At 70.3% G+C, this 12,872-nt stretch carries 10 protein-coding genes and 1 pseudogene; 6 read left to right on the top strand and 5 right to left on the bottom strand.

Annotation, left to right across the window (positions count from 1 at the left end):
* Positions 1-7: 7 nt before the first annotated feature.
* Positions 8-1,354: a glutamine synthetase family protein gene (locus AB0I88_RS19750; protein ID WP_361026080.1), complete on the bottom strand. Its 1,347-nt coding sequence runs from the start codon at positions 1,352-1,354 to the stop codon at positions 8-10.
* A gap of 95 nt (positions 1,355-1,449) precedes the next feature.
* Positions 1,450-2,946 carry an amino acid permease gene (locus tag AB0I88_RS19745; protein ID WP_361026077.1) on the bottom strand — a complete coding sequence of 499 codons (1,497 nt, stop codon included), beginning with the start codon at positions 2,944-2,946 and terminating at the stop codon, positions 1,450-1,452.
* An 822-nt stretch (positions 2,947-3,768) separates the two neighbouring features.
* Here AB0I88_RS19745 and AB0I88_RS19740 point away from each other — a divergent pair.
* The 5 genes and pseudogenes from AB0I88_RS19740 to AB0I88_RS19720 form a co-directional block, all read left to right on the top strand.
* Positions 3,769-3,978 (top strand): annotated as a pseudogene (locus AB0I88_RS19740) (ATP-binding protein); the annotation flags it as partial.
* Positions 3,975-4,616 carry a response regulator transcription factor gene (locus AB0I88_RS19735; RefSeq protein WP_361026074.1) on the top strand — a complete coding sequence of 214 codons (642 nt, stop codon included), beginning with the start codon at positions 3,975-3,977 and terminating at the stop codon, positions 4,614-4,616. The pseudogene AB0I88_RS19740 and the gene AB0I88_RS19735, both read left to right, overlap by 4 nt.
* A 67-nt stretch (positions 4,617-4,683) precedes the next feature.
* A complete protein-coding gene (locus AB0I88_RS19730) occupies positions 4,684-5,577 on the top strand; it encodes an ATP-binding cassette domain-containing protein (RefSeq protein ID WP_361026072.1) in 894 nt (297 codons plus the stop codon).
* On the top strand, positions 5,574-6,641 hold the full coding sequence (locus AB0I88_RS19725) for an ABC transporter permease (RefSeq protein ID WP_361026069.1): 1,068 nt from the start codon (positions 5,574-5,576) through the stop codon (positions 6,639-6,641). The genes AB0I88_RS19730 and AB0I88_RS19725 overlap by 4 nt, the downstream gene beginning before the upstream one ends.
* A gap of 68 nt (positions 6,642-6,709) precedes the next feature.
* Positions 6,710-7,720: an LLM class F420-dependent oxidoreductase gene (locus AB0I88_RS19720; protein WP_361026066.1), complete on the top strand. Its 1,011-nt coding sequence runs from the start codon at positions 6,710-6,712 to the stop codon at positions 7,718-7,720.
* 194 nt (positions 7,721-7,914) lie between these two features.
* Here AB0I88_RS19720 and AB0I88_RS19715 read toward each other — a convergent pair whose 3' ends face one another.
* A complete protein-coding gene (locus AB0I88_RS19715) occupies positions 7,915-9,897 on the bottom strand; it encodes a PAS domain S-box protein (RefSeq protein WP_361026063.1) in 1,983 nt (660 codons plus the stop codon).
* A 150-nt stretch (positions 9,898-10,047) separates the two neighbouring features.
* Positions 10,048-10,647, bottom strand: coding sequence for a PadR family transcriptional regulator (locus AB0I88_RS19710; protein ID WP_361026060.1), 600 nt, complete (start codon positions 10,645-10,647; stop codon positions 10,048-10,050).
* Positions 10,648-10,770: 123 nt separating this feature from the next.
* Here AB0I88_RS19710 and AB0I88_RS19705 point away from each other — a divergent pair, with 123 nt between their 5' ends.
* Entirely contained in the window at positions 10,771-11,610 is an 840-nt protein-coding gene (locus tag AB0I88_RS19705; protein ID WP_361026057.1) for a GNAT family N-acetyltransferase, read from the top strand.
* 69 nt (positions 11,611-11,679) lie between these two features.
* On the opposite strand, the gene ispG is transcribed toward AB0I88_RS19705, so the two are convergent.
* Complete coding sequence (gene ispG, locus AB0I88_RS19700; protein WP_361026051.1) at positions 11,680-12,852, bottom strand: flavodoxin-dependent (E)-4-hydroxy-3-methylbut-2-enyl-diphosphate synthase; 1,173 nt, start codon at positions 12,850-12,852, stop codon at positions 11,680-11,682.
* Positions 12,853-12,872: the final 20 nt, after the last annotated feature.

Genomic DNA, 12,872 nt, shown 5'->3' with positions numbered 1-12,872 from the left:
CTCACACTCAGAGGCGCTCGAATCCACGGCGCAACTCCCAATCCGTCACCGCGGCGTCGTAAGCCGCCAGTTCCACCCGTCCCATGTTGGCGTAGTGGGCCACCACGTCCGCGCCGAACGCGTTTTCCGCCACCGGACTGCCCGCCCACAGTTCGGTGGCCGCGCGCAGCGTCGACGGCACCCGGCCGGCGGTCTCGTCCAGGTAGGCGTTGCCGGTGAACTCGTCCTCCAGCGGCAGCTCGTTCTCGATCCCGTGCAGCGCCCCGGCCACCAGGGCGGCGATCGCCAGGTACGGGTTGACGTCCCCGCCCGGCACCCGGTTCTCCACTCGCATGCCCTGCCCGTGCCCGGCGATCCGCAGCGCGCAGGTGCGGTTGTCGACGCCCCAGCGCAGCGCGGTCGGCGCGAACGACCCCGGCTGGTACCGCTTGTACGAGTTGATGTTCGGCGCGAAGAGCAGACTGAACTCGCGCATCGTGGCGAGCAGCCCGGCGAGCACCCGCTGCCCGGCCGGGCTCAGGTGGCCCGGGCCGTCGCCGAGCATCGCCGACCGCCCGTTCTCGTCGCGCAGCGAGAAGTGGATGTGGCAGGAGTTGCCCTCCCGCTCGTTGGGCTTGGCCATGAAGGTGAGCGACATGCCCTCCTGGGCGGCGATCTCCTTGGCCCCGTTCTTGTAGACGACGTGGTGGTCGGCGGCGGTGAGCGCGTCCGCGTACCGGAAGGCGATCTCGTGCTGGCCGAGGTTGCATTCGCCCTTGGCGCTCTCCGGCAGCAGCCCGGCGCCGTACATCTCGTTGCGGATCCGGCGCAGCAGCGGCTCCACCCGTGCGGTGCCGAGCAGCGAATAGTCCACGTTGTACTGGTTGGCGGGCACCAGGTCGCGGTAGCTCTTCACCGAAGCCTGCTCGTACGAGTCCCGGTACAGGACGAACTCCAGCTCGGTCCCGGCGTACGCGGACAGGCCGTGCTCGGCCAGCCGGTCGAGCTGGCGGCGCAGGATCTGCCGGGGCGAGGCCGGCACCGGCGCCCCGGACACGTCGTACAGGTCGGCCAGGACCAGCGCCGTGCCCGGGTGCCACGGGACACGGCGCAGCGTGGAGAAGTCGGGTCGCATCACGAAGTCGCCGTAACCGGTGGACCAGGAGGACATCTCGTAGCCGTCGACGGTGTTCATGTCGACGTCGACCGCGAGCAGGTAGTTGCATCCCTCACTGCCGCCGGACACCACCTCGTCCATGAAGTAGCGCCCGTGCAGCCGTTTGCCCTGCAACCGTCCCTGCATGTCGGTCAGCGCCAGCAGCACCGTGTCGATGCTGCCGTTGTCGACGGCGACGTCCAGCTCCTCGAGATCCATGTACTCAGTCCTATCGATGAGAGTTGTTCCGGACGGTGGAGACCGGGCGATCCCACTGATTCACAGCATCAGGCACGGGTGGCCCTGAACGACCCTCAGTCGACGGGCTCGCCGTGTGCGGCCTTCTCCAGCAGGTTCTGCTTCGGGCCCGTGAACCACCTACGGGCGCTCGCGAACCACCAGATCGCGGCCGCCCCGAGCACCACGGCCACCGCGACGATCGTGTAGTTGAACGTCTCGGCGGTGATCGGCGAGCCGGGCGGCAGCACGAACAGCACACAGATGACACCTACCCAGACGATCGCGATCCAGCCGACCGGGGCGCTCCACTTCCCGAGGCTCCACGGGCCGGGCTGGAAGTCCGGGTTGAGCCGGCGCAGCAGAACCGGACCGACGTAGGCGATGTAGAGCCCGATCACCGCGATCGAGGTGGCGGCGTAGTAGGCGACCACGTTCCAGAGCGACGGCAGGACCAGGAGCGTGGAGAGTGTCACGCACAGCCAGATGGAGTTGGTGGGCGTACCGGTGCGGGAGTTGACCTTCTTCCAGATCCGCGATCCGGGCAGCGCGTCGTCGCGGGCGAAGGCGTAGGACATCCGGGAGTTGGCGGTGACCGACGCCATGCCGCAGAACCACTGGGCGATCATGCAGATGAACAGCAGGAAGGCGCCGAGGTCGTGCCCCGCCGCGTCGATGAAGATCTGCGCCGGCGGCAGGCCGAGCGGCGTGCCGAGCGAGCCCTCGTAGTCCTGGATGGACCAGGTGATCGCGACCAGCAGCACGAAGCCGGCGAGGACCGAGACCACCACGGACATCACGATGCCGCGCGGCGCCGCGTTGGCCGCGTCGTGGGTCTCCTCCGCCACGTGCGCCGAGGCGTCGTAGCCGGTGTACGTGTACTGCGCCATCAGCAGGCCGACCAGCACGGCGTAGACGCTCGCCCCGGCGAAGGTGAAGCCGGTGGCGTTGTGCACTTCGAAGAAGACCTCGGAGATCGGCTTGTGCTGGTCCGGGACGACCGCCAGCACGCCCACGATCACGGCGACGCCGATCAGATGCCACCAGGCGCTCACGTCGGAGAGCACGCGGACCAGGTTGACGCCGAAGGTGTTCAGCAGGCCGTGCACGAGGATGATGACCAGGAAGATCAGGAAGGTCTTGAGCGCCGTCACCTCCATGCCGAGGGTCAGGCTGAAGAAGGCCGCCGTGGTGATCGCCGCACCGAAGTCGATGGCCGCGGTCACCGCCACCTCGCCGAGGAAGTTGAACCAGCCGATGAACCAGGCCCAGGCGGCCTTGTTCCGTTTGGCCAGTGCGGCGGCCCACCAGTAGAGGGCGCCGGCGGTCGGGTAGGCCGAGCACACCTCCGCCATCGCCAGCGCCACGAAGGTGACCATGCCACCGACGAAGATCCAGCCCAGCGTGATGGAGACCGGTCCACCGGCCTTCATGGCGATGCCGTACGAGGTGATCGCACCGGCCAGGATGGAGATGATCGAGAAGGAGACGGCGAAGTTGGAGAAGCCGGAGAGGCGCCGGTGGAGTTCCTGTTTGTATCCGAGTTGAGCGAGTCGTTCTTCGTCGGTGCTCATCTGAGTACCCCCTACCCGCAGGTGTGTGACCTTAGCCACTACTGCCGTGATGATCTCGCCGTCGTGTTACGGGCGTCAATGACAGGGGTTAATTGCGTTGCCGCGTGACAGGGCCGGTGCGAGCCTTGTCGCAGGCGATTCCTCGGCCGGTTCGCCTCCCGGGATTCACCTCCCAGCGTGCGGCGCGAGGCGCGGTCACCTCTCTCTTCGGCAAGCGCCCGCCTCGCGCCGCACGCTCCCCGGGAAAGCGTTTTCGCAGCTCAGTCTGACTTTTGCCAGAAAAGATCTACAGCGGCGAGGCTAGAAATTCTGGTTCCGCAGGCATACATTCGATGTGTCGGCCACGGTCGGCAAGCAACTGGCACAGTCGCTGAGTTGGAGAAGGAGGACGAGATACCGCAGCAACGCGTAATCGGAACGTCCCCGACCCGACAAGAGGTGATCGCAGCCGATGCTCATCACTCCGGTCGACCGCTAGCGGCACGCAGCCGGTCGACCACATGCGCCGGCAGAGACCGGCACAAGAATTGAAAAGCCAGGGCCCCGGTTACCCGCCGGGGCCCTGGACTTTTGTAACCGGCGTGCGACGCTCACCACATGCCATCGGTGAACCTCGACGAATGGCGCCGTCCCGGGCCGACCGCCCGCCATCGTCGCGTGGACGCGTGGACCGGCCTGGCGGTCGCCGCCGTCGGCCTGCTCAACCTTCTCATCGTCCGGCGCGCCGGGTTCCTCGATTCCGAGCACGCCGCGTCCCTGCCCGAGCAGATCTGCTGGGTGCTGGCGATCACGCTGCCGCTGACCGTGCGCCGCCGATATCCCGACGTACGGGTCCGCTATCTGACCGGGCAGATCGAGCTGGACGTGACCGACGACGGCCGGGGCGGACCGGCCACCGGCGGCGGGCTCGGCATGATCGGCATGCGGGAACGGGTCGCCGTGCACGACGGCACCCTGGAGCACGGCCCGCAGCCGGACGGCGGTTACCGGGTCCGGGCGAGGATCCCGCTCCCCGTGGGGACGGCCACATGATCAGCGTCCTCCTCGCCGACGACCACCAGCTGGTGCGGACCGGCTTCCGGGTCATCCTCGAGATGGAGGACGACATCACGGTGGCCGGCGAGGCCGCGGACGGGGCCCGGGCCGTCGAGCTCGCCCTGCGGCTGCGACCCGACGTGGTGCTGATGGACGTCGAGATGCCCGGCATGGGCGGCCTCGAGGCGACCCGGCGGATCGCTGCCGAGGGCGGCCCGTCGGTGCTGATCCTGACCACCTTCGACCGCGACGACTACCTGTTCGCCGCGCTCCGGGCCGGGGCCAGCGGGTTCCTGCTCAAGAACGGCACACCGGAGGCGCTGACCGAGGCGATCCGGGTCATCGCCGCCGGGGAGGCCCTGCTCGCGCCGGCCGTCACCCGCCGGGTCATCTCCACCTTCACCGCGCCGGCCACCGCCGGGGTCCGCCTCGGCCAGCTCACCCCGCGCGAGCACGAGGTGCTCGTCCTCCTGGCCGGCGGGGCCACCAACGCGGAGATCGCCACCACCCTGCGGCTCGGCGAGACCACGGTGAAGACGCACGTCAGCCGGGTGCTGATGAAGATCGGCGCGCGCGACCGGACCCAGGCCGTGGTGCTGGCGTACGAGCTCGGAGTGGTCCGGCCCGGCGGCTGAGGTCCTCCGCGAGGACGAGTCCTCCGGCCCGACGACGAGAGATCGGCGGGAACCTAACGTGGACGGCATGAACACCGTCCTGAACGTCGAGGCCGTCAACCGGTCGTTCGGCGAGCGCCGGGTCCTCAAGGACGTCTCGTTCACCGTGGACGGCGGCCGGCTCACCGGCTTCGTCGGCGCGAACGGCGCCGGGAAGACCACCACGATGCGGATCATCCTGGGCGTGCTGGCCGCCGACACCGGCACGGTGACCTGGCGAGGTTCCGCGGTGACCCAGGCGGAACTGCAACGTTTCGGCTACATGCCGGAGGAACGCGGCCTCTACCCGAAGATGACCGTGGCCGAGCAGATCGTCTACCTCGGACGGTTGCACGGGGTCGGCGCGGCCGACGCCCGCCGCCGCACCACCGCCCTGCTGGAGCGGCTGGAGCTGGCCGAGCGGGCGAACGATCCGGTGGAGAAACTGTCGCTGGGCAACCAACAGCGTGCCCAGATCGCCGCCGCGCTGGTGCACGACCCGGAGGTGCTGGTGCTGGACGAGCCGTTCTCCGGACTGGACCCGATCGCCGTCGAGACGGTGCTCGCCGTGCTCCGCGAGCGAGCCCGGTCCGGCACCGCCGTGCTCTTCTCCAGCCATCAGCTCGGGCTGGTCGAGCGCCTCTGCGACGACCTGGTGATCATCGCCGACGGGACGATCCGGGCGGCCGGCTCCCGCGCCTGGCTGCGCGAGCAGTACACGCTCCCGCGCTTCCGCCTGGAGGTGGACACCGACGCCGGCTGGCTGCGCGACGAGCCGGGCGTCACCCTGCTCGAACTCGACGGCCGCCACGCCGTCTTCGACCTCGATCCGGGCGCCGACGATCAGGCCGTCCTGCACGCCGCCCTGGCCCGCGGCCCGGTCCGCGCGTTCACGCCGGTCCGCCCGTCCCTCGCCGAGATCTTCCGAGAGGTTGTCCAGTGACCACGTTCGAAGCCGCCAGACTGGTCGCGGGCCGGGAGATCCGGGTCAAGATCCGCGACAAGACCTTCCTCTTCAGTACGGTCCTGCTGCTCTTCTTCACCGCGCTCGGGGTGGCGCTGCCGATCCTGGTCAACAGCGGCCCGGACAAGGTGGCCGTGGTCGGCTCCACCCACACCGCCGCGCTGGAGCAGGCCGGCCTCGAGGTGGTCACCGTGCCCGACACGGCCACCGCCGAACAGATGGTCCACGACGACGAGGTGACGGCCGCGGTGGTCGACGGGCCCACCGTGCTGGCCCTCGACGAGACCCCGCGCGAGGTGGTCGCCGCGCTCAGCACGTCTCCCCCGGTGAAGTTCCTGGACCCGGACGCGCTCGACCCGGCGGCCCTCTTCCTCGTCCCGTTCATCCTGGCCACACTCTTCTTCTTCACGACGCTCTCGTTCGGGGTGCAGATCGCGCAGAGCGTCACCGAGGAGAAGCAGACCCGCATCGTGGAGATCCTGGTCTCCAGCATCCCGGTCCGGGCGCTGCTGATCGGCAAGGTCGCCGCCATGACCCTGCTCGCCTTCGGCCAGCTCGCCCTGATCGCCGTGGTCGGCCTGGTCGGCATGCGGGTGGCCGACGTCGGCGGCCCGCTGATCGACGCGGTGCTGCCCGCGATCGGCTGGTTCCTGCCGTTCTTCGTGGTCGGTTTCCTGATGCTCGCCACTCTCTGGGCGGGGGTCGGCGCGCTGGCCGCCCGGCAGGAGGACCTGGGCAGCACCACGGCCCCGCTCCAGCTCGCCGTGATGACCCCGTTCTTCCTCGTGCTGGCCTTCCAGTCGAACCCGACGGCGATGGCGGTGCTCTCCTACGTGCCGTTCTCCGCGCCGGTGGCCATGCCGGTCCGCCTCTTCACCGGGGAGGCCGCCGCCTGGGAGCCGTTCCTGTCGCTGGCGCTGCTGCTGCTCACCAGCGCGCTCACGCTGCTGGCCGGGGCCCGCGTCTACCAGGGTTCGCTGCTGCGCACCAATGGGCGGACGTCGATCGCCGCCGCCTGGCGCAACCCCACCCCGGTCGGCTGACCGGTCCGCGCTTCGCGGCGCGCGGAGAAATCCCACATCCGTACGGAGGTGGTGGACATCACGTGATCGTGCCCGGCAGGATCGGGGGCATGTCGATGCGATGGGGCATGACCGTACCGTTCGGCGGCGTTCCGCTGTCCGAGCACGCAAGCGTCTTCACGGCGCTGGCCGACGCGGGTTTCACCGACGCCTGGTCGGCCGAGGTCGCCGGCACCGACGGGTTCACCCCGCTGGCTCTCGCCGCCGCCTGGGAGCCCCGACTGCGGCTGGGCACCGCCATCGCCCCGGTCTTCACCCGGGGCCCCGGCCTGCTCGCGATGACCGCCGCGGCACTGGCCGAGGCCGCTCCGGGCCGTTTCCAGCTGGGCATCGGCGCCTCCTCCCCGGTCGTGGTCGGCGACTGGAACGCGGTGGACTTCACCAACCCGCTCGCGCGCAGCCGGGACGTGCTGCGGTTCGTCCGCTCGGCGCTCGCCGGCGAGCTGGTCGACGGCGCGTTCGACACGTTCCAGGTGCGCCGGTTCCGTCTGGAACGCCCGCCGGCCGTCCCGCCGCGGCTGATGCTCGCCGCGCTGCGGCCCGGCATGTTGCGGCTGGCCGCCGCCGAGGCCGACGGCGTGATCCTGAACTGGCTGTCCGCCGGCGACGTCGCGACCGCGCTCGCCGAGACGAAGGACGCGAAACCCGGCTTCGAGGTGGCCACCCGGATCTTCATGGTCCCCACCGAGGACGCCGGCTACGCCCGCACGGTGGGCCGCCGCATGATCACGTCGTACCTGACCGTCCCGGCGTACGCCGCCTTCCACCGCTGGCTGGGCCGTGCGGAGATCCTCGCCCCGATGTGGCGGGCGTGGGAGTCCGGCGACCGCAAGGGTGCGCTGGCCGCCATCCCCGACTCCCTGGTGGACGAGCTGATCGTGCACGGCTCGCCGGCCGAGTGCCGGGCCCGCGTCCAGGCCTACGCGGACGCCGGGGTCACCGTCCCGATCATGGCTCTCGCTCCTACTCCCGACCTGGAACGCGGCGGTCTCCCGGCGCTCCTCGACCTGATCACCGGGCTGGGCCGCGAACCCTCCTGACCGGGCAGGCGGCGCGCGCCGGGGTGAGGGCGGCCACCCACTCACGCCCGGCGGGGCGCGGCACGGCCGGGACCGGGCACCCGGCTCGCGTGGAACTCCGGGACGGGGAATCTCGGCGGGGCGGCTCACCGCGTACCGGAAAAGGGTCTGGGTGTGACCGGGCGCCGGGCACGCGGGTGGGAGCGGACGGGTGATCAGGCGCGGTCGAGCGCCTCGCGGAGATGCTCGATGAGTTCGGCCTGGGTGAACGGCTTGGTGATCAGGATGGTGTTGGGTTCGAGGGTGCCCTCGCCGGTGATGAACGGCTGGGCGTAACCGGACATGTAGACGACCGGGATCTCGGGGCGCAGATGGCGGACGCATTCGGCGAGCTCCTGGCCGTGCATGTTCGGCATGATCACGTCGGTGAGGAGCAGGTCGATGTGGGTGGCCGGGTTCTCGGCGATCTTGATGGCCTCGGGGCCGCCACCGGCGCTCAGGACCCGGTAGCCGTTGCGGGTGAGGATGCGTTCGGTGACGGCGCGCAGGGCGTCCTCGTCCTCGACGATCAGGATCGTCTCACCGCCACGCTGCGGCTGGGCGGGCGTCACCGGGACGACGGCCTTGATCGGGGCTTCGTCGGTGGCCGGGAAGAGGGCGATGAAGGCGGTGCCGGCGCCGATCCGGGACTGCAGCGTGGCGTAACCGCCGGCCTGCGTGACGATGCCGTAGACGGTGGCCAGTCCGAGCCCGGTGCCCTCGCCCGGTGCCTTCGTGGTGAAGAACGGTTCGAAGACGCGTTCCAGCACGTCGGGCGGTATGCCGGTGCCGGTGTCGGCGACCCGCAGGCGCACGTAGCGGCCGGGTGAGGCGGGCGGCCGCATGCGCTCGGCCTCATCGGCGCCGATCTGACGATTGCCGGTGTGCACGGTGAGCGTGCCCCCACCGGGCATCGCGTCCCGCGCGTTGACCGCCAGGTTGACCAGCACCTGCTCGATCTGGCCCGGATCGGCCAGCACCGGCCAGAGCCGCGGCTCGAGCTCGGCGTGCAGCTGGATGTGCTCGCCGAGGGTACGCAACAACAGCTGCTCGACCTCACGGATGACCACGTTGAGATCGAGCACACGCGGGCGGACCACCTCACGGCGGCCGAAGGCGAGCAACTGGTGGGTGAGCTCGGTGGCCCGTTGACCGGCCCGGAGCACCTGCTGCAGGTCGCGGGCGGCTTGCGGCCAGTTGCCGGCGGGGTCGGCCTCGGCCGCCTCCTGGATCTGCTCGGCCACGAAGGTGGCGTAGTTGAGCATCACGGCCAGCAGGTTGTTGAAGTCGTGGGCGACGCCGCCGGCCAGCTGGCCGAGGCTCTCCAGGCGCTGGGACTGGTGCAGTTGGGCTTCCAGCCGTTCCCGTTCGGCGGCCGCGGCGAGCCGTTCCCGTTCGGCTTCCAGGCGCTGCCGTTCGGCCAGCGCCTCGATACGCTCGGTGACGTCCCGGATGGCCGCGGAGACGATCAGGCCGTCCTCGGTCTCCAGCGCGGAGAGGCTGATCTCGGCGGGGAACTCACTGCCGTCCTTGCGCCGTGCGGCCAGGGAACGGCCCGAGCCCATCGGCCGCGGCCGCGGATCGGCGAAGTACCGGTTGCGCTGGGCGGGATGCCCGGCCCGCGCCGAGTCCGGCACCAGCACCTCGATCGGCTGGCCGAGCAGCTCGCTGCGCTGATAGCCGAACAGCCGCTCCGCCTGCGCGTTGACCAGCGTGATCCGCCCGTCCCCGGCGACGCCGACGATGGCGTCCGGCGCGGCCTCCAGCAGCCCCTGGAATTTCGCCTCGCGGCGCACCCGGTCACTGACGTCCCGGACCGCGGCGACCACCAGTTTGTCGGACTCGAGCGCGGACAGGGAGATCTCGGCGGGAAACTCACTGCCGTCCTTGCGGCGGGCCGCCAGCGGACGGCCCGAGCCCATCGGCCGGGGCCGCGGATCCTTCAGATAGTCCCTGCGGTGTGCCGGATGCCGCTCCCGGAATCGTTCCGGCACCAGCAGCTCGATGGGCCGCCCGACCAGTTCCCGCCGCTGGTAGCCGAACATGCGCTCGGTCTGTGCGTTGACCACGGCGATGCGACCCTCGTGGTTGACCGCGATGATCGCGTCGGGCGCAGCCTCCAGGAGGCCGATCACCACAGCATCGGATGGCTGGCTCAAGGCGCTGCACCTCATCCGGTCGCCGTCCATGTTCGTCAGCACATCGAGCGTAAGCCGTTTACACATTTCAGCGCGGTGAATCCGGATGGCCGCCGACCCGCCGCACGGAGAAGGCGCACCCGATCGAACCGAATGCGCCTTTCGTGCGGATCACTCGCTCTCGGCGAGGATGGCGTAGAGCTTCCGCCTGGTCTCGTTGAGCACCTCGAGCGCCTTCTGGCGCTGCTCCGCCGTGCCGCTGAAGCCGACCTGCTTGAGCGCGCCCATGATGCCGACCGCCGCATCGCGGAAGTCCTGCACCTGGGACATGGTGTCGGCGCCGATCTGGGACCACGGCGGGTTCTGTGCCGCGGTCTCGGCCTCGGGCCGCCCGTCCTCGGTGAGCCGGTAGCTCTTGCGGCCGCCCTCGGCGGTGACCTCGATGAGGCCCTCGTCCTCCAGCAGTTGCAGGGTCGGGTAGACCGAGCCGGGGCTCGGCCGCCAGATCCCCCCGGTACGGGAATCGAGCTCCTGGATCATCTCGTAACCGTGCATCGGGCGCTCCACGAGCAGCGCCAGGATGGCGGGCCTGACGTTCTGCCGGCTGCCACGGCCACCGCGCCGCGGCCCGGGCCTGCCGCCGAACTCGGGCGGCGGGAATCCGGGGCCACCCGGGCCGCCGAAGGGGAATCCGGGCGGGAAACCGAAGCCGCGCCGGCGTGCCTCGCCCATCCAGCCGCCGGGCCCGTGTCCTCCGTGTGCGTACCTCATGATCTTCTCCGTTCTGTCGCCGATAGGTGGACGATATATCGGCAACTTGTCGGCGGCAAGGGTTTCTGAGATCGCGGGGTTGCGATACGTACCGAGCGGCCGGCATCTGGCAATCTGGTACCTGTGTTGACGGTGCCCATTCGCCAGCTCGGTGAGCCCGAGCGCGCGGCCGTCGAGCGGATCCTCGACGCCGACCCCTACGCGGGCGCCCAGATCGCTGAGCGGGTCGCGGCACACGGCTTGAACTGGTGGCGGTCCGACGGGCGGATCTACGGCTACGAGCCGGAGCGCCACATCGAGTCGATCATCTGGTCCGGGGCGCATCTGGTCCCGGTGGGCGCGACGCCGTCGGCCACGGCCGCCTTCGCCGACCTGCTCGGCGCCGAGCCGCGCGCGTGCTCCTCGATCATCGGCCGCTCGGAGGCGGTGCTCGACCTGTGGAACAGGCTCGGTGGCAACTGGGGGCCGGCCCGCGACGTTCGGCCCCATCAGCCGTTGCTGGTCACCGACCGGGATCCGGCGGTGCGCGCGGACCCCTCGGTGCGGCTGGTCCGCGCCGGCGAGGTGGATCAGCTCTTCCCGGCCGCCGTGGCGATGTACACCGAGGAGGTCGGCGTCTCGCCGCTGACCGACGACGGCGGACGCGGCTACAAACGGCGGATCGCCGAGCTGGTGAAAGCGAAGCGGGCGTACGCGAAGTACGACGGCGACCTGGTCGTCTTCAAGGCCGAGCTGGCGATCGTCACCCGGCGGACCACACAGGTCCAGGGCGTCTGGGTGCACCCGGATTACCGCGGCAGCGGGATCGCCACGGGCGCGATGGCGACCGTCGTGGCGGACGCGCTGCGCCGGGTCGCGCCGACGGTCAGTCTCTACGTCAACGACTACAACACGGCGGCCCGCCGAGTCTACGCACGCTGCGGCTTCGTCTCGGCGGGCTCGTTCGCGACGGTGCTGTTCTAGCTCCTCCAGGCACCGTCACCGTCGGATCCGGCTCCTCCAGGGCACTGTCACCCGTCGGATCCGGCTCCTCTAGTGCACGGTCACCGTCGGGCCGGGGATCAGGTCGCGCAGCTCCTCCGGCAGATCGGCGCCCATCTCGTCGGCGAGGCGCAGCGCCTCCTCGACCAGGGTCTCCACGATGATCGACTCGGGCACGGTCTTGATGACCTTGCCCTTGACGAAGATCTGGCCCTTGCCGTTGCCGGACGCCACCCCGAGATCGGCCTCGCGGGCCTCGCCCGGACCGTTGACGACGCAGCCCATGACGGCCACCCGCAGCGGCACCGGGAAGCCGTCGAGCGCGGCGGTGACCTGCTCGGCGAGGGTGTAGACGTCGACCTGGGCCCGACCGCACGACGGGCAGGACACGATCTCCAGGCCCCGCTCGCGCAGGCCCAGCGACTCCAGGATCTGGTTGCCGACCTTGATCTCCTCGACCGGCGGGGCGGACAGCGACACCCGGATCGTGTCGCCGATGCCCTCGGCCAGCAGCGCCCCGAACGCGACAGCGCTCTTGATGGTGCCCTGGAACGCCGGGCCGGCCTCGGTCACGCCGAGGTGCAGCGGGTAGTCGCACTGTTCCGCGAGCTGCCGGTACGCCCGGATCATGACGACCGGGTCGTTGTGCTTCACCGAGATCTTGATGTCCCGGAAACCGTGCTCCTCGAACAGCGAGCACTCCCAGAGCGCCGACTCGACCAGCGCCTCGGCGGTGGCCTTGCCGTACTTCTCCAGCAGCCGCTTGTCCAGCGACCCGGCGTTGACACCGATCCGGATCGGGATGCCGGCGTCGGACGCGGCCTTCGCGATCTCCTTGACCTTGTCGTCGAACTGCCGGATGTTGCCCGGGTTCACCCGGACCGCGGCACAGCCGGCGTCGATCGCGGCGAACACGTACTTCGGCTGGAAGTGGATGTCGGCGATCACCGGCAGCTGCGACTTCTTCGCGATCGCCGGCAGCGCCTCGACGTCGTCCTGCGACGGGACGGCGACCCGGACGATCTGACAGCCGGCGGCCGTGAGCTCGGCGATCTGCTGCAACGTGGAGTTCACGTCGGAGGTGAGCGTGGTGGTCATCGACTGGACGCTGACCGGGGCGCCGCCACCGACCAGCACACCGCCGACGTTGATCTGGCGGCTCTGCCGGCGCGGCGCCAGGGGCGGCGGAGGCACGGCCGGCATTCCGAGACTGATCGAGGTCATTGGAAGTTGTTCACGACCTT

The sequence above is a fragment of the Actinoplanes sp. NPDC049802 genome, from assembly GCF_040656595.1.
Taxonomy (GTDB): Bacteria; Actinomycetota; Actinomycetes; order Mycobacteriales; family Micromonosporaceae; genus Actinoplanes.
Note: the sequence above shows the minus strand (reverse complement) of the source record. Positions and strands in the feature narration are given on the sequence as shown.